The sequence below is a fragment of the Vreelandella profundi genome (genome assembly GCF_019722725.1).
Classification (GTDB): domain Bacteria; phylum Pseudomonadota; class Gammaproteobacteria; order Pseudomonadales; family Halomonadaceae; genus Vreelandella; species Vreelandella profundi.
On sequence record NZ_CP077941.1, the window covers coordinates 3,340,086 to 3,365,832 of the forward strand.

Genomic DNA, 25,747 nt, shown 5'->3' on the forward strand with positions numbered 1-25,747 from the left:
TCTCTTAGCTATAAAATCCGGGCATACTCTTCAGTAGCAACGTGGATGTGCAGAACCGTAGACATTACAGACTTACGCGGCGCCTCATGCGACCGCCCATAACGAGGATGCTGTTATGCGTCAACTCGACCTTCAGGTCGTTCACACCGCTTTGCAGTGGGCTCGCAAGGGTCACTCCTTTTGGCTGTGCACGGTGCTTTCAACCTACGGCTCGGCACCCCGTACACCCGGCGCGATGCTGGCCGTGCGGGCGGACGGCCAACTCATCGGCTCCCTTTCAGGCGGCTGCGTCGAGGAGGCCTTTCTCGAAAGTCTCGCTGACGGCGAGCTGCGTGCACCGACCCAGATCGTCCTGTATGGGGAGAGCGATGAAGAGCGTCAGCGGCTGCAACTGCCGTGCGGCGGTGTTCTTAAGGTACTAGTCGAGCATCGCGCACCGGACAAAACCTGGGTCGACCATCTGCAGGGCATGTACAACGCACTGCTCGGCCAACGTCGGTTGGTGCGTGAACTCGACCTGTCCTCCGGTGCCTTCGTGCTCATGGCGGACGACCATGGCGGCGAGATTGCGCAGCTCCTGAACGAACGCGTGCGAATACGCATCGGCCCTGTGCTTAGGCTGATTCTTGCCGGGTTGTCGCCGGTGGCCGAATACTGCGCCAGCTTCGCTCGTACCATCGGCTGTGAGGTGATTGCCTGTGACCCGCGCGAAGAGATGCTGCGACGCCCACCCGAGGGAGTCCAAGTACATCCAGTGCTGCCTTCCGAATTCATCGCCGCTGGCCATTGCCACGAAGCTACCGCTGTGGTCGCACTGACCCACGACCCACGCATCGACGACTTGGCGCTGATGGAGGCAGTGCGTTCCCCGGCCTTTTACATCGGCGCTATGGGCTCGCGGCAAACCTCCATCCGGCGTGCTGAACGGCTGAGCCGGGTCGGCGGACTGTCTTCACAGCAGATCGCGCGGATCCACATGCCCATCGGGCTTGACCTCGGCAGCAAAACGCCTGCCGAGATCGCCTTATCAGTGGTCGCCGACGTACTGCGCGTTTATCACGGGAAAGGTCGCGATGCGCTCTGAAACGAAAGTAGTAGACTTGTCGCTGATCGACCTACACCTGCCGCGGCAGGTTGGGTGATAAACTTATAGAGCACACCATCCTGCCACTACACCCGCGACCATAAGGAGCTAGCGATGTCCACCGCGCAACGCGTCTTCCACGGCAAGTTCGGGAGAGTCGCCCTCCTCGATATGGACCGACCACTTGTAACCCATTCGCACCACGAATGCCATGTGCTGGTGAAGGTGTCAGGCTCCGACACATTTTTCAACGTCAATGGCCACCAAGTACCTCTTACCGACCGCAATGCGGTACTGATCAACGCTTGGCAGCCGCATTTCTTTGATTACCAGCCCAGCGCCGAGCAGACACAGATTCTCGCGCTCTATATCGAACCGGCCTGGCTGGCTGAAGCCCAGCATACGTTAGCCCTGAGCTCGCATCCGGGATTTTTTGCCCAGCCTAGTATTGAGCTTAACAGCAAGAAACGGGCGATGGCCGACCGGTTAATAGCCGAGGCCTATAGTGCCGGGCTAATTCCACGCGAACACATTGAATTTTTACTATTTGATTTTCTAATCGAGCTTATCGAGGATTTCTCTCAATGGAAGCACCTGTGCCGCCTCGGCACTCAGATGCGCCAAGGATTCAATGATGCACGCATCCGCCGTGCTTGCGCCTACCTGCAAACCCATCTTGACGATCCTGATTGCGTTGCCAACGCTGCGAAGGCCGCTGGGTTATCCCGTGCGCACTTCTTTACCTTATTTCGCAAAGACACTGGCATGACACCAAGGCTCATGCTCAATGATGCGAGAATGCGGCGGGCCTTCATTTGGCTTGAGCGAGAGCGCAGCGGTACTCTAGGCCAACTCGCTGAGAACCTTGGATTTACCGAGCAGGGTCACTTTACTCGATTCTTCCGCCAACACATTGGCGCATCTCCAAGCCAGTATCGATGTGTAGTGGACAGTTATTGGACAGGAGATATGTGACCACGATAGTGTGACCCACAAGATGTTCGCGAGACTAGCTCAACGAACATACAGATAAAAGTGAACCGCCCCGGTTATTCCGGAGACCGGTTTGTTTGAGTCAGGCAGCTTCACCCGACTCCTCCAATTGACGATAATACGTCCTTTCTCGTTCTGCTGGTGGAACGTTTCCAATGGATTCCAGCAGTCGGCGATTGTTGAACCAGTCAACCCACTCCAGCGTGGCATACTCAACGGTATCCAGTCCCCTCCATGGGCCACGATGATGGATCACCTCCGTTTTGAACAAGCCGATGATGGTCTCGGCCCGCGCATTGTCGTAGGAGTCGCCGGTGGTGACATCTGAGGCATTGATACCCTGGTCAGCCATACGCTCGGTGTAGCGGATCGAGAGATATTGGATTCCCCTATCACTATGGTGGATCAACCCTTGTCTGTGTTTTCGTGCCCACAGAGCTGGCTCCAGAGCGTCCAGCACCAGTGCTGTTCTCATCGACGTCGCTACACGCCAACCCACCGTGCATAAACATCGATAACGAACGCAACGTAAACGAAGCCAGACCAAGTAGCGACATAGGTAAAATCGGCCACCCAAAGCTGATTAGGACGCATGGCCGTAAAGTCACGCTTCACTAAATCAGGTACCCGTTTCTGGCCGTGATCACTTATTAGCCGTGAAGGGGCGTTGGCCTCGCACCACGCCGCGAATTCCTAGGCGGCGCATGAGCTGTTCTACAGTGCAACGAGCAACATTAACGCCTTCACGGCGGAGTTGCCGCCAGACCTTACGGGCACCGTAGACGCAGAAGTTTTCTTCCCACACTCGCTGAATCTCAGCGGTAAGAAACTCATCCTGCCGATACCGGTCTGCCCGCCGTTCAGGGTCAGCTTCAAGTGCCTTGTGGTGATATGGCAGTTGGGCAGTTGGCTACAAATCGACTCGACCCCGAACTGAGCAAGATGCTCATCGATAAATGACACTATCAACTGGGTTTGCGGTCGAGCTCCGCCTGGGCGAAAAAAGCAGCCGCCTTACGGAGAATTTCATTGGCCGCTTCAATTCGGTGTTTTCACGCTCTAGCTGCTGGAGTCGTTCATGTTCAGACAGGTTAACCGAGCGTTTTCCTGCGTGAGTTCTGTGCGTTTGCACCAGGCTCTCAAGGTCTCTGGTGTACAACCGAACTTGCTGGCAATGGAACAGATCGCCGCCCACTTGGACGGGTATTCGCCTTGCTGTTCAATAACTAAACGAACAGCTCGCTCCCGCACTTATGGGGAATATCGTTTTGGTGAGTTCATGACTTCATCCTCTCAAGATATGAAGTCTCTGGTAAAGCCGGGGCGGTTCACACTTCAAAAAATATCCTTGGGTCCTATCACCACAAATTTACCAAGCTGAAAATATCGATACTCTTGTTCACACTATTGTTCAAAATTGTGAGCAGCAACTTGCGTCGTGAGTCTAACAATCGCATGTTGTCAGACTGGTTTTCCGCTGCACTCCAAACCAGCCGCAAATACGGGCGTTATGTGCTTATAAATGTCTTATTACTAGATTTAGGAATTAATTAATATTATGGAAAATGTTTTTAGATCTCGTCCATTCAAAATAAGAAATGCTGACGAATATGATGTGACAAATGTACTAGGATTAGGCGGTCTCAATAACCAAGTGCAACACCTGACTCACTTGGTAAGCTATCGCCATGACTCATCAATACCACCATCTCTCCGCCGAAGAACGTGCTGCCATCATGTTAATGCACACGAAGCATTCGTTGCGTGAGATCGCTCGTCGCCTCGACCGCTCCGTGAGTACCGTATCGCGTGAGCTACCACGTCATACGATCAGTGCTGAAAAGGGGTACGACGCCAGTCTTGCAGGGTTTCGAGCCCACTTAACGCGACGACGAGCACGCCGCGTACCAAAGCTGCATCCGGATAGCCAGCTGTTTGAGCTAATGATCTACTTGCTGCGCAAGTACTGGTCACCGCGCCAAATCGCCCTCACACTGAAGCGTATGTATCCTCATGACCCAAAACACCATGTCTCGCACGAGACCATCTACAATGCGCTCTATGTGATGCCTCGTGGCTCGCTCAAGAAGGAACTCATCGCTTGCCTACGTCAGGGAAAAGGTAAGCGACGTCCTCGCAGTCGAGGCAACGACAGACGCCAACAAATTCCAGAGCTTGTGAGCATTCACATGCGACCACCCGAAATTGAAGATCGCCTCATGCCTGGCCATTGGGAAGGTGATCTCATTATGGGTGCAAATAACCGTTCCGCCGTAGGCACGTTAGTGGAGCGCACTACCCGACTCGTCATCCTAGTGAAGCTAGAGGGCACCACCGCGACAGCCACTGCGGTGGGCTTTAGCGACAAACTGAATGAAGTGCCTAGGGCTCTGCGTCTGTCCATGACTTACGACCAAGGACGCGAAATGGTAAAGCATGCGGAGATTACGCAGCGCACGGGCACCGCTATCTACTTTGCAGATCCGCACAGCCCTTGGCAGCGCGGCTCTAATGAAAACACTAACGGCCTTCTCCGTCAGTACTTACCGAAGGGCACCGATTTGTCGGTGTACTGCCAAGAAGAACTTGATGCCATTGCTGATTCGTTAAATACCCGACCTAGAGAGACACTGAACGCACGAACACCTTTAGAGGTTTACGCTGACGTGCTGAAGAAAGCGATACCTGGCACTCAGACCTTACAATAGTGTTGCGTTTGGAACTTGAGACCGCCTTATTTGTAAGCCCCATAAATGGACTGGCAACTCCGTTTGATTACGAAAATTCGATAATCAAAGGTCGTATGGGGTCAGGTAAAACAATGTATTTGAGAGCAAATCACGCCTACTATTTGTCAGCGCTTGTTCCTAGCTTGATTCATAATCACGATGAGGTTATCCTGCCCGTTTTTATACGTTTGAATGATTTTCAACATATTAAAGAACCGTCTGAAATATATCGTGCAATTATAATAAAAGTGATAGAAGAGCTTACTTCAATTTATCTGCATTTAGTAGATATGAAGCACTTGGCTGCTATTCAATCAGGAATAAAACATCTGCCCGATTCATTGCTAGGGGCGCACAAACTTGCTTCCAATATTAAGCTGTTGGCGCAACTTGGTAGTGAAGAATACATTGAAAGGGTTACTAATGAGCTTGGTTTAAAGGGAGGCTTAAAGCCAAAGTTTATAGAGTTATCTGCGGAATACAAAAATATAAGCTTCACTGAACTTAAAAAGAAGCCTAATCCCGGTATAAAAGATATCGAAGATTGTTATAAAAACCTCTTAGAAGGACAGGGGGGAAAAATATTATTGCTAATTGATGAGGCGGGATCATTGGATAAAAGCTTCTTTAAAGAAAACGATGACTCATGCTTCTTTGAGATTTTAATGAATCAATTTAGAACCTCTTCTTTTATAAGAACTAAAATTGCAGTTTACCCAAACTCCTATTCAGATATGTTGACTGAAACTCGATACGGTGATGCGGTTAATTTGGAAGATGATGTGAAAAACCAAGCTGGATTTGAGGTTTTCCGTTCCCGAACAGTGAACATGATTGAGAATTATCTAAACCCTAACTCATATGAAGAAGTATCTATAAAAATTTCAGATATTTTTGACTTGTCAACAACAGATACAACAGGGGATGCAATAGAGCAAATAATATACGCTTCAAGCGGCAATATGAGGCGTATGATGCAACTATTGGATTTAACCATGGAAACAGCCTATTTAGAAAATAACGGGCCAACCAAGATTACCAAAGATCACGCCCTCATTACTTTAAATAAGCATGCGCAAAAAGCTGAAGCCGAATTCCCATCACAAGACCTAGACTTGCTAAATTCTTTGACGAAAGTTTGTAAGGCAAGAAGCGCTTTTAAATTTAAGTTTCCAAATGTGCCTCTTCATAAGTATACAAACCGCTCAGAAGAATTTAACCTAGTTAATGTTATGCAATTGGGTTCAGGCCGTAGAGCAACAGTCTACGAATTTGATTATGCTTATTCTGTTTATAAAGATATACCAACCCATAGAATGATTGATTCAGAAAAAGTTAATAGCTTTAGAACTAATGTAAATGGCCGTTGGCTGGAGCGTGAAGCAACTATAAGTGATGAAGTGCTTCTTCATGCTGATTTACCTGGAAAGATCGAAGGTACGGTTGACTATATGAAAGGTGAATCGGGGTTTATTGTTTGTGATCACGGGGAACAATACTTTTTTAGAGTTGGTGATGTAATTGAATCTGATAGATCCAAGCCAATTTATCAATCAAAACGAATTCGTTTCTACCCGTCAATGCTTGGAGACTCAAAATCGGCCGTGCTCTTAGAGGTGATTTAAGGCACATAAAAAGTAAATGCAGGTGACGCCTTTGGTGCACCTGATTTAAGCGCTCTATCAGCGACGTCACCCCATTCTCAGTAGCATCCGGGTTTAGAGTCTGAAGTTACTTTATCGTTTTTTAACGCCAGTTGCTCTGCATAGGCGGAAGGCGTTAACCCTCCAAGTCCTTTCTTCGGCCGCTCCTCGTTGTATTCCCGTCGCCACGCCTCGATGACGACCCTGGCGTGATGTAGGCTGGTGAACCAGTGCTCGTTGAGACATTCATCCCGAAAACGCCCGTTAAACGATTCGATGTAGGCGTTTTGATTGGGTTGTCCAGGTTCGATTAAAAACAGTGCAACGCCACGTAGATGCGCCCATAACAGCATGGCCCGCCCACAGAATTCCTTTCCATTGTCCGTACGAATGGCGCTAGGTAGGCCGCGTTGTAAAGCCAGATGATCCAGCATCCGTGTTAAAAACAGACCACCAATGGCACGTTCAGGCACGATAGCCACGGCTTCATGCGTAGCGTCGTCGACAACGGTGAGGTTCTTAATGACGCGGCCTTCCGCTGTACGGTCAAACACAAAATCCATTGACCAGACCTGATTGGCAGCATTAGGGCGGCTCAGTGGCTTACGCTCAGACATGGGAACCTTCTTGCGCTTGCGCCGTTTTATCTGCAATCGAGCCGCGGCATAGAGGCGCTCGACGCGCTTATGATTGACCCGTTCACCGGCTTGACGCAGCTTCAGATAGATCATGCCAGCGCCATAACGACGATGCCGATGGGCCAAGCTAACAATGCGTTCACGCAGTGCCTCATTGCGATCAGGGGCCGCTTGATAGCGCAACGCGCTGGCACTCATACAGATGACACAGAGCGCACGGCGCTCACTCAGGCCACGCGAGACCATGAAGCGCACCATCTCGCGGCGTGCAGGCGCGCTCACCACTTTTTTCTCAGCGCCTCGCGAGTGACCTCCATCTCCAGTAGCGATTCGGCGAGTAGCTTCTTTAATCGCGTATTTTCGGTTTCGAGTTCTTTGAGTCGCTTGGCGTCCGGTACGCTCATTCCGCCGAACTTGCTGCGCCAAAGATAATAGCTGGCTTCTGAGAAACCGTGCCGACGGCACAGCTCCTTGATGGGCAGTCCCGCTTCGGCTTCGCCCAGGAAACCAATGATCTGTTCTTCGCTGAAACGCTTCTTCATGTCCAATCTCCTTACGCATAGGATCGGACTCTAAAGTGTAGCGCTACTCAATCAGGGGGGGACGTCGTCAGTGCCGCCGAAAAGACTGCTCCTGTCCGAGGCTGTGTGAAAACGTAGCTGTCGCTATACTCTACCCATAACAGATCGTGGGAGGTACCGATGAAACGTTTCGTCGCAGGTGAATCCCGGTCCCAAGCTACGTTGTTTCCTGTGCTTCTGGATGATTTCCTTTCTGAAGACAATCCGGTTCGGGCCATTGAGGCTTTCGTGGACGCCCTCAACCGATAGCTGAATAGCCCAGCATCTCACTCACCACCAGAAGTGCACAAAACTGGTAAGGTTAAGTGCATTTCCGTGACTGCTTACCAAGGATTTGGCATGGCGAATTCCCAACCATTCATTACGTCAATGCGTTTCTACGACGACCACGCTGATCGATTGTTTAACCAGTACCAGTCCCTGAGTTTTGAAAATGCGCATAGTGAATGGATGCATCAACTTCCTGAGCAGGCTGGTTTAGCACTAGACGTTGGCGCTGGAAGCGGGCGCGATGCTAAAGCACTTGCAGAGCGCGGTTGGCAGGTAATGGCGGTAGAGCCAGCAGAAAAGCTGAGAACGTTAGGGCAAAAGTATACGCACGAAAGGGATGTCAGTTGGATTGACGATACTTTGCCTGCTTTAAATTGCATTCGTCAGCTTTCACAGCGCTTTCAACTGATTCTGGTATCAGCGGTGTGGATGCATTTACCACCTAATGAACAGCAACGTGCTTTGCGGGTTCTTAGCTCACTGCTTACGCCGGGTGGGCTTATGGTAATCACCTGCCGTGAAGGCCCGGATAGTAATGAGCGTCAGTTTCATTCGGTCAACATGAGCATGCTGGATAGTTGGGCTCGTGATCTGGCGTTACTCCCCTTGCAGGCAAGCCATAGCGGCGACCAGCTTGGGCGCCAAAGTGTTGCTTGGCATCTACGTGTGTTCAGGCTGCCTGATGATGGCACTGGGGCACTGCCTTCCCTTCGGCATATTATCGTTAATGATGACAAGGCATCTTCTTACAAGCTCGGTTTGCTACGCACGCTGACACGCCTTGCCGATAGCGCACCTGGCATAGTGATTTCACGAACAGAAGAATGGGTGACGGTACCTCTGGGAGCAGTAGGTCTCTTCTGGATAAAACTGTACCGTCCCTTATTGATAGAGCGTGATTTGCGCCAATCTCCCGGCGAGAAGGGGTATGGTTTCGCTAAGGATGATTTCTATCGCTTAAAGCAACTATCGCCACATGATCTGCGCATTGGCTCAGCCTTTTATGATCCTCAATGTGCTGCCACCGTCATGCGAGCAATCCGCGATGCCTGCCAAACAGTTCTAAAGATGCCTGCTCACTTCACCACCTGGCCCGGCAGCCAGCGGCCTGTATTTGATGGAAGTTATCAAGGGCTACGCATCCGCGAACAGGCCGTTCGACTTGATAGCGCCACGCTGGCTTCTTTCGGAACATTTCGTATCCCTACCTCGCTATGGGACTCTATGAGCCGCTACGCCTGCTGGATCGAGCCTGCCATTGTTCATGAGTGGGCTCAGTTAATGCAGCGGTATGACGCCACTTACGATATCGGCACATTGCATCTCGCCTTGCAGTGGCAAGAAAGTCGCCGTGACACACAGCAGGCGCGTCAACTGGTCACTCAACGTTTACATGAACCGGCCCCATTGTCTTGCGTCTGGTCACAAAATGATTTGCACAGGCAAAATTACGCTATCGACCACTGCTTTCCCTGGTCGCGCTGGAACAACAATGATCTATGGAATTTGCTGCCAGCGACAGCAAAAGCCAATCAATCCAAATCGGATCGACTGCCTGCAGCTCAAGTGATGCAAAAGGCTAAACAGGACATTATGCACTGGTGGCAATATCTCGATGCCAGTACAGTCCGTCAGCAATTTCGTGATGAAGCTGCCGTAGCACTGCCACTTGCCACGCCAACGTCTTCTCTGGATGGAATTTTTAACAGCGCATTACTACAACGCCAACGATTGAAGGCGAATCAGCAACTTGCGGAATGGATGGGAGTGCGCTGATAAGCCTGTGCCACACCTTGTGTCAGGTAAGAGCTAAAGGTCATTAGCTTGATGACAGTTATTAGATCAAATGTTGACGAGTTTGGCACACTGATGACACAGATTTGACACACGCAAAACAAAAGGGCCTACGCGTTAACGTAAACCCTTGATATTATGGCGCGCCCGGCAGGATTTGAACCTGCGACCCTCGGCTTCGGAGGCCGATACTCTATCCAACTGAGCTACGGGCGCTTGTGGGTGCGTATCGTAACCGTGCGGGCGCGATGTGTCCAGCCGTATGCCGCGTGAGTCCTTTGGTCAATTGACCCTTTTCCTTTCTCTGGTGCATGCTTCGTAGGCACTTTCTCACCTTCGTACATTGGGAACATAATAAAATGAAAACTTTTGCACGTAGCACGCTGGCATTGGGCATCTCACTGGCGTTCGTTAGCGCCGCGAACGCCGCTGATTTTGCGGATATGGACCCCGTTACCCTGCGCTTGGCCCACGTGGTCAATGAGCAGGATGGTTTCCACATCGCGGCCACTAAGTTTGAAGAGCTGGTGGAAGAGCGCACCGAGGGCAAGGTGGATATTGAGATCTACCCCAATGCTTCGCTGGGCGACGAGCGCACGCTGTTGGAAGGCATGCAGATCGGCACAGTGGATATGGGTGTGATTACCAACGGGCCGGTGGCCAACTTTGTCGAAGATATGGCGGTGTTCGAACTGCCGTTCCTATTTCCCTCGCCAGACGCCGCCTATAAAGTGCTCGATGGCCCGATTGGCCAGGAGCTGCTGGATAAGCTATCAGACGTCAACCTGAAAGGCCTGGCCTACGCCGAGCGCGGCTTTCGTAACCTGACTAACAGCGAGCGGGCGATTAACGCGCCAGAAGATCTTGATGGCCTGCGTATTCGCGTGATGGAAAACCCGGTGTATACCGACACTTTCCGTGAGCTAGGCGCCAACGCGATTCCCATGGCGTGGACCGAAGCCCTCACCGCGATGCAGCAGGGCACGATCGACGGGCAGGAAAACCCGGTGAACGTGATCCATTCGTTCAAGCTCGATGAAACCCAAAATTACATGACGCTTTCGCGCCATACCTACGCACCGGCCATTTTTGTGATGGGCATGCCGGTCTGGAATCAGCTACCCGAACCCGTGCAGGTGGTGTTGAAAGAGTCGGCGCAGGAAGCGGCGGAGTACGAGCGCCAGGTCAACGCCGAGATGGAAGCCGAGCAGTTAGCAGCGCTGCGCGAAGCGGGCATGGAGATCAACGAAACGCCGGATATTGAAGCGTTCCAAGCCGCGGTTGCGCCTGTGTATGAGAAGTACGGCGAACAGTTTGGCGATTACCTACCGCGTATTCGCGAAGCGCTGAGCGAGTAAGCAGCACCTCAAGCATTGCTTAATCCGTTAACGCGAAAGGCCACCGTTTGGTGGCCTTTTGCTTAGATTAAAGCAGCTATTACGTGGCGCGCTTAGGCTAAAATTTTGCCTGGATTGAGCAGGTTCTTAGGATCTAGCGCCAGCTTCATGCGCCGCATCAGCGCGATTTCTTCTGGCGAGCGTGAAAGCGCCAGGTAGTCGCGTTTTTCAAGCCCCACGCCGTGTTCGGCGGAAATCGAGCCGTTGTATTTGACTAACGAACCGTATACCAGTTCTTCCACTTCGCGGCGGCTGTGCGGGCTGGCATCGCGCACCGTAATCATAATGTGCAGGTTGCCATCGCCTAAATGGCCAAACACGACCATCGTGCCGGTTTCCGGCCACTGCGCGTTTAGCTTGCCCTCTAATGCCGTTACGTATTCATTCATATGCGTGATCGGCAGGCTGATATCGTAGGAGAACATGGGATTAAGCTCATGCACCAGCGTTTCGATATCCTCGCGCACATCCCAGATACCCTGGCGCTGCGTGCTGGAGTTAGCCAGCACGGCATCGGTGATTAGCCCCGCTTCCAGCGCTTTTTCTAGCACGCGGGCGAATGCCTCTGCTTCCTGCTTTTCATCAGAGCCCAGGGTTTCGATGATGGCATAGAACGGTGAGTCGGTTGCCAACAGCGGCGTATGTTTGGTGGTTGCAGAGGTCATCAACGCGTAGTGATTGTTCCACAGCGCTTCAAAGGCGCTCAGGCTGTTCGCAAGCTCTTTAGATGCGAGCTTTAGCAGCGATGTCAGCGCGTCAAACGAGGGCACGGCGACGAGGGCCGTTTGCTCGCTGGGCATATTCGGATGCAGGCGCAGCACGGCGCGCGTGACGATCCCTAGCGTACCTTCGCTGCCGATGAACATCTGCTTAAGATCATAGCCGGCGTTATTTTTCAGCATGGTATTCATCGAGCTCACCACGGTGCCATCGCTCAATACCACCTCTAGCCCCAGCACTTGCTGGCGCATCATACCGTAGCGTATAACCCGGATACCGCCCGCATTGGTAGCGATGTTGCCGCCAATGGTGCAAGAACCGCGTGCGCCTAGGTCGAGTGCAAACTGCATGTCGATCTCTTGGGCAGCTTCCTGGACACGCTGAAGCGTCACGCCTGCCTGTACCTGCATCGTCGAACCGATAGCGTCGATGCTCTCGATCTGATTCATTAGCTCTAGCGATACAACCAACTCATTGGGGCTGGCCACGGCGCCGTGCACGATGCCGGTTAATCCGCCATGCGTCACCACCGGCTGCTTGGCGGCATGGCATTTCGCCATGACTTGGCTGAGTTGCTCGGTCGATTGCGGTCTGATGATCGCTTTCGCTTCGCAAGGCGCTTTGGTGAACCAGTCGACGCTTCGCTGCGCGATATCGTCGCCTAGCAGCACACCCGTTTTGCCTACGATGTTTAAAAGATCGTTAATCAGCGTGTCCATTATCTGTTCCTATTATGGCCAGTCGGCGCAGTGAGCAATCTGGCGATCTTGGGCAGGCGTGCCGCAACGCCCCTCTTCCGATTCGCTGGGCTGTGCAGGCTATCGCCAACGGGGCGCTTGCTCAAGCCCGCGTTCTAGCACTTTTTTCCTTTCTATGATGAATCACAGGAGTAGAATCATTTATTTGTGCGCTAAAACCAATATGCTATAGATGACGCCCCTGTCACAGATAGCCCCTTGTTTCACTATAAAAAACTGCCCACTCCAAGGAGATTACGTGGATAACGCCACCCGTTCCAAGATGCCTTACCCGCTGCTTCAGCGCGCGACGCTTGCCATGGTTTGCACCAGCCTTCTGGGCCTTTCGCTGGCCGCTCATGCCGACACGCTACCCGCCACCACGCTGCGTTTAGCGCATGTTGTTAATAGCGATGACACTTACCATATTGCGGCAACGCGCTTTCAGGAACTGCTCAGCGAAAAGAGCGACGGTGCGATCAGCATCGAAATTTTCCCGAATGCTTCGCTAGGCGATGAGCGCACGCTGCTGGAAGGTATGCAGATTGGTACCGTCGATATGGGCGTTATTACCAACGGGCCGGTGGCTAACTTCGTTGATGAGTTTTCCGTTTTTGAGCTGCCGTTTCTGTTTCCTTCTGCCGAAGCCGCCTACTCGATGTTAGATGGTGACATCGGCCAGGAGATCCTCGATAAGCTGGAAGGCGTCAATCTCAAAGGGCTGGCTTACGCCGAGCGCGGTTTTCGTAACATTACCAATAGCCGCAACGCGATTAATACGCCTGACGATCTTGATGGTTTAAGGCTGCGCGTGATCGAGAACGAAGTGTATGTGGATACCTTCCGCACGCTGGGTGCCAATGCCGTGCCGATGGCCTGGACCGAAGCACTGACCGCCCTGCAGCAGGGCACCATTGAGGGGCAGGAAAACCCCATCAATGCGATCTATGCGTTCAATCTGGCGGAAACTCAGGACTACCTGACCATGACCCGCCACATTTATGCACCGGCGCTGTTTATTATGAGCCTGCCCAAGTGGAATGCACTGCCCGAAGACGTGCAGACCTTAGTGCTTGAGGCATCACATGAGGCCTCCGCCTACGCACGCGAACAAAATGCCGAGATGGAAGCCGAGCAGCTAGCCGCCCTTGAAGCCGCCGGCATGGAAATCAACGACTCGCCGGACCTTGAAGCGTTTCAGGCCGCGGTAGCCCCGGTCTACGAAAAGTACGGCAGTCAGTTCGGTGACTATCTTCCCCGCATCCAGGAGGCGCTGCAGTAACGTGGCCACTTTGTCGCAATCGTTATTATCGCTATTAAGAGGCATTGAGCGCGGGCTGGATAAGATTCTCCAGCCTATCGTATTCCTTGGCATGGCCGCCCTGATTGGCGTGATCACGCTGCAAATTGTCTCGCGGGTACTGTTTAGCGCCGTCGGCTGGACCGAAGAAGTCGCCCGTTTTCTACTGGTATGGATCACCTTTTTGGCCGGCACCCTGGCGTTTCAGCGCGGGCGGCATATTGCCGTGACCTTTGCGGTGGATGCCCTGCCCGGCCGACTTCGCCAAGCGGCACGGATTATCGCCCTACTCATCGTGCTGGCCTTTATGATCACGCTGATTGTGATTGGCTACCGCTATATGCAGGTGCAGAGCTTTCAGAAATCTGCCTCGCTGCGCTTGTCGATGACCTACGTGTATGCGGTGATGCCTATCTGCGCGGCCATGATGGCGTGGTATGCGCTGGTCGATATTCTAGAGCTGCTGCTTAACGGCGAGACCTCTCATCACCAGGAGGAGCCACTATGACGCTACTACTATTTGGGCTTTTCTTCCTATTTATGCTGCTGGGCGTGCCGATCGCTTTTGCGATTGGCGCAAGCGCCCTGTATGCCCTGTATCAGTCGGGCGTGCCGCTGATGGTAGTAACCCAGCAGATGTTTCAGGGCATCAACTCCTTTGCGCTCGTCGCGATCCCGATGTTTATTCTGGCCGGTGATTTGATGGCGCAGGGTAAGGTGAGCGAGAAACTGGTCAGCTTTGCCGATTCGCTAGTGGGTTTTATGCGCGGCGGGCTGTCGGTAGTTTCCGTAATGGCGGGCATGTTCTTTGCCGCGATTTCCGGCTCAGGGGCCGCTACAACGGCGGCCGTGGGTTCAAGTCTTGTGCCAGAGCTTAAGCGCAAGGGTTACGATCCGGCCTCGGCGGCTAGCCTGATCGCGGCGAGCGGCACCATTGGCGTGGTCATTCCGCCCTCGGTGCCGATGATTATCTATGCGGTTATTGCCCAACAGTCGGTATCCAAGCTGTTTTTAAACGGCTTTTTGCCAGGGCTCGCAATGGGATTAGGGCTAATGGCCATCGCCATTGCGCAGGCTTATAAGCGCCAATACCCTAAAGGTACGCCGCTATCGCTAACCACTATTCTGCGCACCTTTAAAGATGCCAGCTGGGGGCTGATGACGCCGGCGATCATCCTGGGCGGTATTTTCACGGGGCTATTCACACCGTCCGAAGCCGCGGTCGTCGCGGTTAATTACGCCATGCTGGTATCGCTGTTTGTGTACCGTGACCTTACGCTAGTGCAGGTTTATAAGCTGTTGATTCGCTCGGCGATGACCACGGCGGTGATTATGCTAGTGATTGCGATGTCAGCGGTGCTGAGCTGGACGCTCTCCAGCTGGCAGGTGCCGGGCGCCATTGCTCAAGCCGTGCTGTCGCTCTCGACCAACCCTTACGTGATTATGCTGCTGGTGGTTGGCATTATTTTGCTCACCGGAGTGTTTATTGAAACGGCCAGTGCGCTGATTATTCTCACGCCGGTGCTGTTACCGCTGGTGCTGCAGCTAGGGATTGACCCTATCCACTTTGGTTTGATCATTGTAGTGGGGCTTTCCATTGGCATGATTACCCCGCCGGTGGCGATTAACCTGTACGTGGCGTCATCGATCACGCAGCTGCCGCTTGAGCGCATCACCCGCGCCATCGTGCCGTATTTATTGGGGCTGATTGGCGTGCTATTGCTTGTCGTTTACGTGCCGATACTCATGGGCTGGTCGGGACGTTAACAACGCAGACCTTTGTGGGCGCAGCCACCTTCAATGCCTTAGACCAAGCCCAGGATGGCTTGGTCGGGCTTAGCAGGAGACACCATGAGCGCACAGCGCCCAACAAGCTCGTCACAGGCCGCCTTGGCGTATCAGCCAATGGAGGTGCGCCACGATGCCACTGGCTGGCATGCCAACGTTCAGGAGGACATGCTGGCACTGGAAGTACCGGTGGCGCTGGTCTACAACGGCATCTCCCACGCGGTGATGATGGCCAGCCCTACCGACCTGGAAGACTTGGCGCTGGGGTTTAGCCTTTCTGAAGGTATCCTTGCCCATCCGCACGAGTGCTATGACATGGAGCTAAGTGAGGAAGAGCATGGGCTGGCCGTTCACCTAACGATTTCGACCCAAAGATTGGTGGAACTCAAACAGCGCCGCCGCAATTTGACCGGCCGCACCGGCTGCGGTCTATGCGGAACAGAATCCTTGGAACAAGCGATTCGCCCGGTTCCCCATGTGGTTGCGCCAGCGCTTAGCGACGCGGCTATTCAGCACGCGCTTGGCGAATTATCCGCCCACCAGCCGTTACAGGCGGTGACTGGCGCCAGCCACGGTGCCGCCTGGTGCGATTTACACGGGCGCATTCAACGGCTGCGCGAGGATGTTGGCCGCCACAATGCGTTAGACAAGCTGATCGGCTCTCTGGCCCGCGATGGGGTGCCGCTTGATGAAGGCTTTGTGCTGGTATCAAGTAGGGCTAGCTACGAGATGGTGCACAAGTGTGCCAGCGCAGGCATTGGTGCGCTGGTCGCTGTCTCTGCGGCCACGGCGCTGGCAGTGGAACAGGCCCGCGAGGCGGGTTTACTGCTGGCTGGCTTTGCACGCCCAGGTCGTCATTTGATCTATCACCGCCCTCTTACAACAGCTGCCTATGGACAGGATGACTAGCGCGAAAGCCCCTTAAACTGATGGTCTTACATGTGCCAATTTTGCCCACTTTAGGTATTTTTCTACTGTGTAAGCAGTTATTTAGCTAACAATTGTAGGTTTCATAACATGGGTTAAGGTGTGCATTAGGTTAGTCGTTCAATGTACTTAGGTGGTGGCCAAGGATGGCCCGTTTTAGCAAGCTGCTAACCACATTCTTCAGTTGCCCCGACCACTTATACCGCCTGGTCAGGGCGACTTTTTTGTTATACGGCTGTCGTAACACCAGGCCGACGCTCGTCAAGCATCCCTTTATCGAGAATAAAGCGGATGATCTCCTCAAGCCCGACCCCGTCATAGAGATTGGTAAATACAAACGGCCGCTCGCCGCGCATCTTCTTGGAATCTCGCGCCATAATGTCTAACGACGCGTGAACCTGTTCCGCGATATCCATCTTATTGATAATCAGCAAATCAGACTTGGTGATGCCTGGCCCGCCCTTGCGCGGAATTTTGTCCCCAGCGGAAACGTCGATCACGTAAAGCGTTAGATCGGAAAGCTCAGGGCTAAAGGTCGCCGAAAGGTTATCGCCACCCGACTCCACCATCACTAGCTCAAGCTTCGGGTGGCGCGCCTGTAGCTCATCAATGGCGGCAAGGTTCATCGAAGCATCTTCACGAATAGCCGTATGCGGGCAGCCGCCGGTTTCGACGCCCAAAATGCGATCTGCTGGCAGGGCATCGTGTTTGAGCAAAAAATCGGCGTCTTCGCGGGTATAGATATCGTTAGTGACCACGGCGATATCGTAATAATCGCGTAGCGCTAGGCAAAGCTGCTTGAGCAGCGCCGTTTTACCAGAACCCACCGGGCCGCCTACTCCAATACGTAAACAGTGCGTCATAACTATGTCCTCAATAAGCGGGTTAACCGCTGAGCTATTTAACTTCTTAAAGGTAAATATTTTAGCTTCTAAACAGGCGTGAATATTGCGTTTCGTGTAATGCGCTGGCGAGCGCCAACCCAGGCAGCACCGGGCCAAGCTCGTCGTCATCTAACGTCAGCGCATGATCAACCGCAGCGACCAAAGCGGGGCGCAGCTGCTCAATAATGCGCTGCGCGGCGGTGTGGCCAAGCGGTAGCGCTTTGCAGGCCACGGCTAGCTGATTTTCCAGCCACGCCCAGGCAAAGCCGAGCAACATTTGCCGAATAGACGCGCCACGCAGGTGGGCCGCGAAGGCAAAGAGCGTCACATAGCCAGGGTGAGCCGGTAGCAAAGGCGGAAGTAAGTCTTCACTTGGCATCAGGTTCAAACTGCCCAACAAGCGCTTTAGCGATGCGCCCAGGCGGCTATCTTCAGCGGCTAACTCCGCCGTTTCCCGCGTGGCGGCCAGCCACTCATCCCACTGCGCGATTGAATCGCGGTCTGCGCAACCAATGGCCTTGTGCAACCGCGCGAGTACCGGTAGTTCGCAGCGCGTTATGCCATCTTCTAAGACGCCGCACAGCCATTCAGTCAGGCTGGCCTCATCCCGTACCCAGTCAAGCTCAAACGCGCTTTCCAAGCCTTGCGAGAAAGCAAATGCCCCAATGGGCAACGCCGGGCTAACCAGCTGCATCAGCCCAAGCAGCGCTAAATCGTCGTGCTGCCCGGCGGATGCGGTTTGCTCAGTGGGCATGGTGGTGCTCATGCGCATGATCGTGATCGTGATCGTGATCGTGCGTATGGTCGTGGCCGTGCGCATGGCCATGGGAGTGCCCACCGCCTATTTGGTTATAGGCGCCCGGTTCTGGGTCGAAGGTCGCGTCATGGTGCTCCAGCGTGGCGCCTAACAGCACGGCCAGTTCCTCCAGCACGTGATCGGGCGGGAAGCGCACCCAGCTGCCTTTTTCATCGTCACCTAAGGCTAACTGAACGTGGCGATTACCCAGATGATAAGCCAGCCGCGCAAGCGGTAAGCCAGTACTCACTCGCGCGGTAACCACCGGTTCTATGGCGGCACAGATACGTACCACTTCGCCGCTTTCAGCTTTTAGGCCTTCGCCGCTACGCAGTACCGGCCCGCGATCTAAAAACAACCCAAGCTCACGGCCACTGTCGCTTTTTGCTTTTAAGCGACCACGAATGCGCAGCTCAAAGGGCAGCGTGAGCGTGTCATTAGCGGCGCTCTCGTCTATCGGCCCTAAACGTTCTATCAGTTTTAGCATTGCTATTTCCCGTTGAAATTTTCCGCAGCCTAGCCGGGATAGCCCTACGTGAGGGCGCTGTAAATACATCCTTGTAAGCTACTTGTGCCATCTGACCGCCATGGATGGCGGAAATGCCGGAATTGTTGGGAACATTTTCCGGCCATGGCAAAAGACTCTCACTACGAGCTACCCCGGCTAATCTGACTGTGGAGGTGTCGCCCACTCTTTCAAAACAAGTGATAGCGCTGGGCCAGCGGCAGCTCGGTGGCCGGTTCACAGGTTAAAATCTCGCCGTCACAGCGCACTTCGTAGGTTTGCGGGTCGACGGTGAGTTCGGGGCAGGCATCATTAAGCTTCATATCTTTTTTACGAACACCGCGAACGTTTTTACACGCAGCCAGGGTGCTTTGCAGGCCCAGGCGCTCCTTAATACCGGCATCTAGCGCGGCCTGGCTAACGAAGTTGAGCCGAATTTGACTAGTGGCACGGCCAAAGGCGCCAAACATGGGCCGGTAGTGAACCGGCTGCGGCGTGGGAATTGAAGCATTGGGATCGCCCATGGGCGCGCCCACAATCATGCCGCCTTTTAAAATCAGTGCCGGTTTAACACCGAAGAAAGCAGGCTTCCACAGCACCAGGTCAGCCAGTTTACCCACTTCTATTGATCCCACTTCATGGGCGATACCGTGCGTGATCGCTGGATTGATGGTGTATTTAGCGATATAGCGCTTAGCGCGAAAGTTATCGGCGCCCAGTGCTTCGTCTTCTGGCAGTAAGCCCCGCTGTACTCTCATTTTATGCGCAGTTTGCCAGGTGCGGCAGACCACCTCGCCTACGCGCCCCATGGCTTGGGAGTCTGAGGCGATCATCGAGATCACGCCAAGATCATGCAGAATGTCTTCAGCGGCAATGGTTTCGCGGCGGATGCGTGAGTCTGCAAAGGCCACGTCTTCAGGAATATTAGGGTCAAGGTGATGACACACCATCAGCATATCCAGATGCTCGTCGATGGTGTTGATCGTGTAGGGCCGTGTCGGGTTGGTGGATGACGGCAGCACGTACTCTTTCGAACAGGCGGTTAGGATATCCGGCGCGTGGCCGCCGCCCGCCCCTTCAGTGTGATAGGTGTGAATACCGCGCTCTTTAAAGGCTGCCAGGGTGTCTTCGACAAAGCCCGACTCGTTGAGCGTGTCGGTATGAATAGCAATCTGCACATCATACTTTTCCGCCACGGTTAAGCAGTTATCAATGGAGGCCGGCGTGGTGCCCCAATCTTCGTGGAGCTTTAGGCCCATGGCACCCGCTTCTAGCTGGGCCTCAAGCGCCTCAGGCAGGCTGGCGTTACCTTTACCCAACAGGCCGATATTCATTGGCAAATCATCAACGGCTTGCAGCATTTTACCAATATGCCAGGCGCCGGGCGTGCAGGTCGTGGCGTTGGTACCGGTAGCCGGCCCGGTGCCGCCGCCTAGCATGGTAGTGATACCACTCATCAATGCTTCTTCGACCTGCTGGGGGCAAATAAAGTGAATATGCGAGTCGATGCCGCCCGCGGTAAGAATTTTGCCTTCGCCTGAGATAATCTCAGTGCCGGGGCCAATCACGATGTCTACATCGGGCTGTACGTCCGGATTGCCGGATTTTCCAATCGCAGCGATCCGGCCATTTTGCAGCCCTACATCGGCTTTAACGATGCCCCACCAGTCTAAAATCAGCGCGTTGGTGATCACAGTATCCATCACCATGTCATCCACACGCTGGCTTTGGCCCATGCCATCGCGAATCACTTTGCCACCGCCGAACTTCACTTCATCGCCGTAATGCGTGGCGTCTTTTTCAACTTCAATCCACAGCTCGGTGTCGCCCAGGCGCACACGGTCGCCCACCGTGGGGCCATACATGTCGGCATAGGCCCGCCGACTGATCTTATTAACCGGTTTCATTGTTTACCTCCATCGAGCGCACCCATGACTTCGCCACGGAATCCGTAAATTTCGCGCTTGCCGACAAAGGGAATCAGCGTGACTTCACGAGTCTGGCCAGGCTCAAAGCGAATCGCCGTGCCTGCTGCCACGTCTAAACGAAAGCCGCGTGTTTTGACGCGATCGAAAATGAGCGCGGGATTGGCTTCAGCAAAATGATAGTGAGAGCCTAGCTGGATGGGCCGGTCGCCGGTATTCGCAACGTCTACCGTAATGCGCTCACGTCCCACGCACAGCTCGATATCGCCCTCTTTTAACTGATACTCACCAGGAATCATCGTATCTTCTCCAAGAGGGGCGCTTAGTTGATGGGAGTGTGCACAGTGACCAGCTTAGTACCATCCGGAAACGTGGCTTCTACCTGGACTTCGTCAACCATCTCGGCAACGCCTTCCATTACGTCTTCACGGCTAAGTATTTCACGGCCATAGCTCATTAAATCCGCCACGCTGCGGCCATCCCGAGCACCTTCAATGATTTCAAAGCTGATCAGCGCCACCGCTTCGGGATAGTTGAGTTTCAAACCACGCGCTTTGCGGCGCTCGGCAAGCTGGGCGGCTGAAAACAGCATCAGCTTATCTTTGTCTCGCGGGGTTAATTCCATTGGGTGTCTCTCCACAGGTGTAGCACAAGCGTGATTATCAGGTTAGCCAAATACGCGGCGTATGCGCTTCACGTTCAATCCAGCGCGGGCGCAGCAGCTGCCAGGCCTGTTCACACAGCGCCCAGGCTTCATTGCGTGAATGGCCCAAGTAGCGCAGCAGCAGTACGCCGTAACGCACGGTGACGGCCCAGCGGGGGTTATCCGGCAGCGCTTCGCGCAGGGCATCAATAGCGGCAGGTGCATCAGCAATACCTACCGCCCAGAGAGTAGCCTGTACGGTTGCGCCGCCTTGCCCCCAGCGTCCTGCAAAGCGCGGGTGTAACGGGTCAAGTGGCTGGCGCTCTAACCACAGCGGCCGGCCATCTAACGTGAGCCGAAAGTGTTGTTCAATGCGCCCAGAAATGTAGGGCAAATCGCTTGCCGGGCGCCCCAGCGCCATCATTTCCCAACCTAAGCAGCGAGCGCTGCCGTGCAGGGCGATATGCGTGCGCTGCTCACCTTTCGAGCCATCAAAGGCGATGGTTTCTTGAGGCAGCCATTCCAGAATCGCGTCGTCTTCCACGTTTAGCTGAGTGTGCTGGGTCCAGGCAACGCCTTGGCTGTCGGCTTTGTACAGTTTGTTGGCCGCGGGCGTGGTGAGCAGCGCATGGGCACCGCTTTTTACCTGGGCCGAAATGGTTAACGCATCGCCACTCACTAATCCGCCGGGCGGATGCAGCACATAAACATGGCAAGGGCCGTCGTAGGCACCGCTCTTGCCTTCCATGTAGCGCCCCTCTGGATAGAAAGGCCGCTGCACTCGCAGCGGCCCCTGATGGCGCGCCTGTACCATTCGCGTGGCGCCACCGCGCTGAGCAAACGTTAATGCCAGCGAGGCCGCCCAGCGGCGGCTTGCATCAAAGCGATGCCCGGAGTCAGCGTGCAGCGTCGGTGTTGTGGTGTCGCACAAAATCATGAGGCGCGGCTGCTCTCTTTTTAATAGGCGTTTCAATAACAAGTGCAATTAATGCGCCAAAATAGTGAAAGACAGCTTAAAGCAACGCTTACATAGGCTTAGGTATCAAAATGCATCTTTGACCAGCCCCGCCTGCACCAGTAGCGATCAAAAAAATAATTTAATGCACCAAAAAGATGCTCTTAGCGTTATTCACAACTCTCGATTAACGCAACATCCGCCTTAACAAAGAGTGCTGTTCGCCTTAGCCAGTTAATGGCATAACATTAGTTAATATAGCCAAATAGCTACGCTCTCTAACGCACTGACATAGGAGCCTGCCCATGCTTGAACTGCGCCCCAACTGTGAATGCTGCGATAAAGATTTACCGCCTGAAGCAGACGCGCTGATCTGCACGTTTGAATGTACGTTTTGCCCAACGTGTGCCAATGACGTGTTGGATGGGCTCTGCCCAAACTGTGGGGGCAACTTTGCACAACGCCCACTTCGACCCAGCCACTTACTGGTGAAGTACCCGGCGTCAAGCGAGCGTATCGTTAAAGCTCACGGCGGTAACAGGGCCTAGCGGTTTACCGCTATGTGTCAAAAGACCACAGGCTGGCTACTTTTCATTTGGAAGCTTTCCGATAACATCTACTTCTCGCTCCAGCAGCAACTGCTCTGCTGCCCACCAAGGTAGATGGCTTCGTGCAATTACAACGTTCTGCAGACAGGCTCTGGTATCGCACAGCGCTTTTTATAGCGTTTGTGGCGATGAGTCTGCTGCTGGTGGGGCCGCTCATTTCGCAGTATCAGGCCAACGGGGAGCATCACGCTGATCACAAAGCTAGTCACCACACTGGCGACCATCATCAACACGCGGCCCCGCAAGCAAGTAATAACCATCAGCATCATACGAGTCACGTTGAAACGCTAGAACCTATTTTCACCTGGTTCCACCAATGTGGCTATTGCGCGGTCTGGCAGCAGTTTCCGACAACGCATACTTTTCTTCCCGCGATCAGCCTGCAGGCGTTTATCAAGCATAACACTCTGCTGACGCAACCGAAGCAGGCGATGCAGTCCTGCGACAACTACCCCCACGCGCTAACGCGCGCCCCACCCTTTTTCCGCTTTGTATAACGCCACATCATCAGCCCTTTCAGCCTGAAGCTCGCTTCTGGCTGGCGGCTGTGTATACCAAGAAAAAGGGATCATCATGTCGCATCCAGTTATTGGGCATGGCGTCGTTACGCCTGCCCGCTTGAAAAACCGTTTTCAACGACACGCACTGACATTAAGCATCGCCGCGGCATCAGGCTTCGCTGTCCAAGGCGTATGGGCGCAGTCGCCTTCCGCTCACCACGAGCATCAGCATTCGCTGAATACGATGGTGGTGACCGCCGTACCGCTAAGCTCACCGCTCACGGTGGAAACCGACCCGCGCATACCGCGACAACCGGCCCCTGCCAGCGACGGCGCCGACTATCTGCAGACCATCCCCGGGTTCTCTGCCATTCGTAACGGCGGCACCAACGGTGACCCGGTTTTCCGTGGCATGTTTGGCTCTCGGTTGCGCATTCTTACCAATGGCAACCAGATGCTCGGCGCCTGCCCAGCGCGCATGGACGCGCCTACGTCCTATATCTCACCTGAAAATTACGACAGCCTCACCGTCACCAAAGGTCCGCAGTCCGTTCTGTGGGGCCCTGGCGCTTCAGCGGCAACGGTGCGCTTTGACCGCGGCCCGGAGGAGTTCGATGAAGCTGGCGTACGTATAGATGGCAGCGTCATGTTGGGTACCTATGGGCGCTTTGATCGCCGCATTGATGCCGCTATGGGTAATCAAGACGGCTACCTGCGCCTTACCGGCAACCAATCCGAAGCCAATGACTATCAGGATGGCGACGGCAACGCCGTGCCCTCGTTATGGGATAAGTGGAACGGTGACGTAGCGCTTGGTTGGACACCCGACGATGATACCTGGCTTGAAGTCACCGCAGGCCGAGGAGACGGTGAAGCGCGCTATGCCGGGCGGGGTATGGATGGCAGTAAATTCCTGCGCGAAACCGTGGGCATTCGTTTCCAGCGCGAGAATTTAGGCGAGCACTGGAAACGCCTGGAAATGCAGGCCAACTATGCCTATGCCGACCATATTATGGATAACTTCACGCTACGTTCACCGGGCAGCATGGACATGGGTGGCGGCATGGACATGGGCGGCAGCATGGATATGGGCGGCGGCATGGATATGGGCGGCGGCATGGATATGGGTGGCGGCATGGACATGGGCGGCAGCATGGACATGAGTGACGGCATGGCTATGCGGCTAGATCGCCGCACCCGCAGCGCGCGCGTCGCATCAACGTGGGAGTGGGAGAATACTACGTGGACTGCCGGTGTCGATGTTGAGCATCAGGTACACCGCAATCTGGATGGCGAGCGCTGGCAGCCGGACTACGAGCAGACCCAGTTTGGCGCCTTCAGCGAAGTCACCCGTTTTATCGGTGACCGTGATCGCCTTATTGGTGGGGCTCGCTTGGACCGCTATCGCGTCAGTGACGAAAGCCTGGACACGGATACTGCCGGGCTCACCCGCCGCGACACCCTGCCCAGCGCCTTTATCCGCTACGAGCAGGATTTAACCTCAGCACCGGTCACTTGGTATGCCGGTATTGGGCATGTGGAACGCTTTCCCGACTACTGGGAACTGAGTTCCAGCCAGGCAGGCCCGGCCGGTAGCGTGAATGCCTTTGACGGTGTTCAACCCGAAAAAACCACCCAGCTGGATATCGGCGCGCAGTACAACGACCAGCGCCTAAGCGCATGGGTGTCAGGGTATGCCGGGTATGTTAACGATTTCATCTTGTTCGATTACAACACCGCGGGTATGGGCGGTACTCAAATCGATAACATCGATGCCCAGATTGCGGGTGCCGAAGTGGGCGCCAGCTATCAAATAACCGACAACTGGGTAAGCAATGCCTCGCTGGCCTATGCCTGGGGGCGAAATGCCAATGACGATGAAGCATTACCCCAGATCCCGCCGCTGGAAGCGAATGTCGGCCTGACCTATGCACGCGATGCCTACTCCGTGGGTGGCCTATGGCGTGGCGTTGCGGCACAAAACCGCACTGCGCTGGAAAAAGGCAATGTCGTCGGCCAGGACCTGGAATCGTCCTCAGGCTTCGGGGTGTTCTCGCTTAACGGCGCGTATCAGGCAAGCAACCACCTGACCTTGAGTATGGGGGTGGATAACGTGTTCGACACCACCTACACCGAGCACTTGAATCTGGCGGGTAATGCATCCTTTGGCTACCCCGCTGATTTGGATCGCGGCATTAATGAGCCTGGCCGCATGGTGTGGGCACGGGCCGATTTCAGCTTCTAATTTACTTAGGTGCTTAGTAGAGCACCTGTTTATCCTTACCGCTTAAAACCACCAGGCTAGATGCCTGGTGGTCTGGAGACACTGC

Annotated in this window: 23 protein-coding genes, 1 tRNA gene, 1 pseudogene and 1 other annotated feature; of the genes and pseudogenes, 13 read left to right on the plus strand and 12 right to left on the minus strand. The window is 54.1% G+C overall.

Annotated features, from left to right (window positions below; all coding sequences use genetic code 11):
• Window positions 1-115: 115 nt before the first annotated feature.
• Both KUO20_RS15275 and KUO20_RS15280 read left to right on the plus strand, forming a co-directional pair.
• Window positions 116-1,084 (plus strand): XdhC family protein, encoded by a 969-nt coding sequence (locus KUO20_RS15275; RefSeq protein ID WP_235040678.1) that lies wholly within the window; start codon window positions 116-118, stop codon window positions 1,082-1,084.
• A gap of 114 nt (window positions 1,085-1,198) precedes the next feature.
• Window positions 1,199-2,059 (plus strand): helix-turn-helix transcriptional regulator, encoded by an 861-nt coding sequence (locus KUO20_RS15280; RefSeq protein ID WP_235040679.1) that lies wholly within the window; start codon window positions 1,199-1,201, stop codon window positions 2,057-2,059.
• 100 nt (window positions 2,060-2,159) lie between these two features.
• On the opposite strand, the pseudogene KUO20_RS15285 reads toward KUO20_RS15280, so the two are convergent.
• Window positions 2,160-3,328 (minus strand): annotated as a pseudogene (locus tag KUO20_RS15285) (IS3 family transposase).
• Window positions 2,976-3,085 (minus strand) — a sequence feature (AL1L pseudoknot). Its footprint overlaps the pseudogene before it by 110 nt.
• Before the next feature lie 437 nt (window positions 3,329-3,765).
• On the opposite strand from KUO20_RS15285, the gene KUO20_RS15290 reads away from it, so the two are divergent.
• Window positions 3,766-4,785, plus strand: coding sequence for an IS30 family transposase (locus KUO20_RS15290; RefSeq protein WP_235040680.1), 1,020 nt, complete (start codon window positions 3,766-3,768; stop codon window positions 4,783-4,785).
• A gap of 8 nt (window positions 4,786-4,793) precedes the next feature.
• Window positions 4,794-6,431 carry a hypothetical protein gene (locus KUO20_RS15295; protein ID WP_235040681.1) on the plus strand — a complete coding sequence of 546 codons (1,638 nt, stop codon included), beginning with the start codon at window positions 4,794-4,796 and terminating at the stop codon, window positions 6,429-6,431.
• Between the two features lie 77 nt (window positions 6,432-6,508).
• Here KUO20_RS15295 and KUO20_RS15300 read toward each other — a convergent pair whose 3' ends face one another.
• Window positions 6,509-7,438 carry an IS3 family transposase gene (locus KUO20_RS15300; protein WP_235042500.1) on the minus strand — a complete coding sequence of 310 codons (930 nt, stop codon included), beginning with the start codon at window positions 7,436-7,438 and terminating at the stop codon, window positions 6,509-6,511.
• On the minus strand, window positions 7,366-7,629 hold the full coding sequence (locus tag KUO20_RS15305) for a transposase (protein WP_078087611.1): 264 nt from the start codon (window positions 7,627-7,629) through the stop codon (window positions 7,366-7,368). The genes KUO20_RS15300 and KUO20_RS15305 overlap by 73 nt, the downstream gene beginning before the upstream one ends.
• Before the next feature lie 378 nt (window positions 7,630-8,007).
• On the opposite strand from KUO20_RS15305, the gene KUO20_RS15310 reads away from it, so the two are divergent.
• Window positions 8,008-9,714 (plus strand): class I SAM-dependent methyltransferase, encoded by a 1,707-nt coding sequence (locus tag KUO20_RS15310; protein ID WP_235040682.1) that lies wholly within the window; start codon window positions 8,008-8,010, stop codon window positions 9,712-9,714.
• 157 nt (window positions 9,715-9,871) lie between these two features.
• On the opposite strand, the gene KUO20_RS15315 is transcribed toward KUO20_RS15310, so the two are convergent.
• Window positions 9,872-9,948: transfer RNA gene (locus KUO20_RS15315), tRNA-Arg, on the minus strand.
• Between the two features lie 143 nt (window positions 9,949-10,091).
• On the opposite strand from KUO20_RS15315, the gene KUO20_RS15320 reads away from it, so the two are divergent.
• Entirely contained in the window at window positions 10,092-11,090 is a 999-nt protein-coding gene (locus KUO20_RS15320; RefSeq protein ID WP_235040683.1) for a TRAP transporter substrate-binding protein, read from the plus strand.
• Window positions 11,091-11,182: 92 nt separating this feature from the next.
• On the opposite strand, the gene KUO20_RS15325 is transcribed toward KUO20_RS15320, so the two are convergent.
• Window positions 11,183-12,568 carry an FAD-binding oxidoreductase gene (locus KUO20_RS15325; protein WP_235040684.1) on the minus strand — a complete coding sequence of 462 codons (1,386 nt, stop codon included), beginning with the start codon at window positions 12,566-12,568 and terminating at the stop codon, window positions 11,183-11,185.
• 301 nt (window positions 12,569-12,869) lie between these two features.
• Between KUO20_RS15325 and KUO20_RS15330 the strand changes: the two genes are divergently transcribed.
• From KUO20_RS15330 to fdhD, 4 genes are all read left to right on the plus strand, one after another.
• Window positions 12,870-13,868, plus strand: a complete 999-nt coding sequence (locus KUO20_RS15330; protein ID WP_235042501.1) for a TRAP transporter substrate-binding protein — start codon at window positions 12,870-12,872, stop codon at window positions 13,866-13,868.
• A gap of 1 nt (window position 13,869) precedes the next feature.
• Complete coding sequence (locus KUO20_RS15335) at window positions 13,870-14,394, plus strand: TRAP transporter small permease (RefSeq protein WP_235040685.1); 525 nt, start codon at window positions 13,870-13,872, stop codon at window positions 14,392-14,394.
• Entirely contained in the window at window positions 14,391-15,653 is a 1,263-nt protein-coding gene (locus KUO20_RS15340; protein ID WP_235040686.1) for a TRAP transporter large permease, read from the plus strand. Before KUO20_RS15335 ends, KUO20_RS15340 begins: the two co-directional genes overlap by 4 nt.
• 84 nt (window positions 15,654-15,737) lie before the next feature.
• On the plus strand, window positions 15,738-16,583 hold the full coding sequence (gene fdhD / locus KUO20_RS15345) for a formate dehydrogenase accessory sulfurtransferase FdhD (protein ID WP_422823086.1): 846 nt from the start codon (window positions 15,738-15,740) through the stop codon (window positions 16,581-16,583).
• Window positions 16,584-16,828: 245 nt separating this feature from the next.
• On the opposite strand, the gene ureG is transcribed toward fdhD, so the two are convergent.
• The 7 genes from ureG to KUO20_RS15380 form a co-directional block, all read right to left on the minus strand.
• Window positions 16,829-17,464, minus strand: a complete 636-nt coding sequence (gene ureG, locus KUO20_RS15350; protein ID WP_235040687.1) for an urease accessory protein UreG — start codon at window positions 17,462-17,464, stop codon at window positions 16,829-16,831.
• Between the two features lie 61 nt (window positions 17,465-17,525).
• Window positions 17,526-18,239 (minus strand): urease accessory protein UreF, encoded by a 714-nt coding sequence (locus tag KUO20_RS15355; RefSeq protein WP_237673381.1) that lies wholly within the window; start codon window positions 18,237-18,239, stop codon window positions 17,526-17,528.
• Window positions 18,229-18,768, minus strand: coding sequence for an urease accessory protein UreE (ureE, locus tag KUO20_RS15360; protein ID WP_235040689.1), 540 nt, complete (start codon window positions 18,766-18,768; stop codon window positions 18,229-18,231). The genes KUO20_RS15355 and ureE overlap by 11 nt, the downstream gene beginning before the upstream one ends.
• A 209-nt stretch (window positions 18,769-18,977) precedes the next feature.
• Window positions 18,978-20,693 (minus strand): urease subunit alpha, encoded by a 1,716-nt coding sequence (ureC, locus tag KUO20_RS15365; protein ID WP_235040690.1) that lies wholly within the window; start codon window positions 20,691-20,693, stop codon window positions 18,978-18,980.
• Window positions 20,690-21,010, minus strand: coding sequence for an urease subunit beta (locus tag KUO20_RS15370; protein ID WP_096277282.1), 321 nt, complete (start codon window positions 21,008-21,010; stop codon window positions 20,690-20,692). The genes ureC and KUO20_RS15370 overlap by 4 nt, the downstream gene beginning before the upstream one ends.
• Window positions 21,011-21,033: 23 nt before the next feature.
• Window positions 21,034-21,336, minus strand: a complete 303-nt coding sequence (locus KUO20_RS15375; RefSeq protein WP_235040691.1) for an urease subunit gamma — start codon at window positions 21,334-21,336, stop codon at window positions 21,034-21,036.
• Window positions 21,337-21,373: 37 nt separating this feature from the next.
• Window positions 21,374-22,291 carry an urease accessory protein UreD gene (locus KUO20_RS15380; protein WP_235040692.1) on the minus strand — a complete coding sequence of 306 codons (918 nt, stop codon included), beginning with the start codon at window positions 22,289-22,291 and terminating at the stop codon, window positions 21,374-21,376.
• A 323-nt stretch (window positions 22,292-22,614) separates the two neighbouring features.
• Here KUO20_RS15380 and KUO20_RS15385 point away from each other — a divergent pair, with 323 nt between their 5' ends.
• The 3 genes from KUO20_RS15385 (at window position 22,615) to KUO20_RS15395 (ending at window position 25,662) form a co-directional block, all read left to right on the plus strand.
• Complete coding sequence (locus tag KUO20_RS15385; protein ID WP_235040693.1) at window positions 22,615-22,857, plus strand: DUF1272 domain-containing protein; 243 nt, start codon at window positions 22,615-22,617, stop codon at window positions 22,855-22,857.
• Window positions 22,858-22,979: 122 nt separating this feature from the next.
• Window positions 22,980-23,414, plus strand: coding sequence for a DUF2946 domain-containing protein (locus KUO20_RS15390; RefSeq protein WP_235040694.1), 435 nt, complete (start codon window positions 22,980-22,982; stop codon window positions 23,412-23,414).
• 76 nt (window positions 23,415-23,490) lie between these two features.
• Window positions 23,491-25,662: a TonB-dependent receptor domain-containing protein gene (locus KUO20_RS15395; RefSeq protein WP_235040695.1), complete on the plus strand. Its 2,172-nt coding sequence runs from the start codon at window positions 23,491-23,493 to the stop codon at window positions 25,660-25,662.
• Window positions 25,663-25,747 lie beyond the last annotated feature (85 nt).

Bases quoted from the DNA above. Each gene is read 5' to 3' on its own strand.
- KUO20_RS15275 (WP_235040678.1), top strand. From the start codon at position 116: ATGCGTCAACTCGACCTTCAGGTCGTTCACACCGCTTTGCAGTGGGCT.
- KUO20_RS15280 (WP_235040679.1), top strand. From the start codon at position 1,199: ATGTCCACCGCGCAACGCGTCTTCCACGGCAAGTTCGGGAGAGTCGCC.
- KUO20_RS15290 (WP_235040680.1), top strand. From the start codon at position 3,766: ATGACTCATCAATACCACCATCTCTCCGCCGAAGAACGTGCTGCCATC.
- KUO20_RS15305 (WP_078087611.1), bottom strand. From the start codon at position 7,629: ATGAAGAAGCGTTTCAGCGAAGAACAGATCATTGGTTTCCTGGGCGAA.
- KUO20_RS15310 (WP_235040682.1), top strand. From the start codon at position 8,008: ATGGCGAATTCCCAACCATTCATTACGTCAATGCGTTTCTACGACGAC.
- KUO20_RS15320 (WP_235040683.1), top strand. From the start codon at position 10,092: ATGAAAACTTTTGCACGTAGCACGCTGGCATTGGGCATCTCACTGGCG.
- KUO20_RS15325 (WP_235040684.1), bottom strand. From the start codon at position 12,568: ATGGACACGCTGATTAACGATCTTTTAAACATCGTAGGCAAAACGGGT.
- KUO20_RS15330 (WP_235042501.1), top strand. From the start codon at position 12,870: ATGCCTTACCCGCTGCTTCAGCGCGCGACGCTTGCCATGGTTTGCACC.
- KUO20_RS15340 (WP_235040686.1), top strand. From the start codon at position 14,391: ATGACGCTACTACTATTTGGGCTTTTCTTCCTATTTATGCTGCTGGGC.
- fdhD (WP_422823086.1), top strand. From the start codon at position 15,738: ATGAGCGCACAGCGCCCAACAAGCTCGTCACAGGCCGCCTTGGCGTAT.
- ureG (WP_235040687.1), bottom strand. From the start codon at position 17,464: ATGACGCACTGTTTACGTATTGGAGTAGGCGGCCCGGTGGGTTCTGGT.
- KUO20_RS15355 (WP_237673381.1), bottom strand. From the start codon at position 18,239: ATGCCCACTGAGCAAACCGCATCCGCCGGGCAGCACGACGATTTAGCG.
- ureE (WP_235040689.1), bottom strand. From the start codon at position 18,768: ATGCTAAAACTGATAGAACGTTTAGGGCCGATAGACGAGAGCGCCGCT.
- ureC (WP_235040690.1), bottom strand. From the start codon at position 20,693: ATGAAACCGGTTAATAAGATCAGTCGGCGGGCCTATGCCGACATGTAT.
- KUO20_RS15370 (WP_096277282.1), bottom strand. From the start codon at position 21,010: ATGATTCCTGGTGAGTATCAGTTAAAAGAGGGCGATATCGAGCTGTGC.
- KUO20_RS15375 (WP_235040691.1), bottom strand. From the start codon at position 21,336: ATGGAATTAACCCCGCGAGACAAAGATAAGCTGATGCTGTTTTCAGCC.
- KUO20_RS15380 (WP_235040692.1), bottom strand. From the start codon at position 22,291: ATGATTTTGTGCGACACCACAACACCGACGCTGCACGCTGACTCCGGG.
- KUO20_RS15385 (WP_235040693.1), top strand. From the start codon at position 22,615: ATGCTTGAACTGCGCCCCAACTGTGAATGCTGCGATAAAGATTTACCG.
- KUO20_RS15395 (WP_235040695.1), top strand. From the start codon at position 23,491: ATGTCGCATCCAGTTATTGGGCATGGCGTCGTTACGCCTGCCCGCTTG.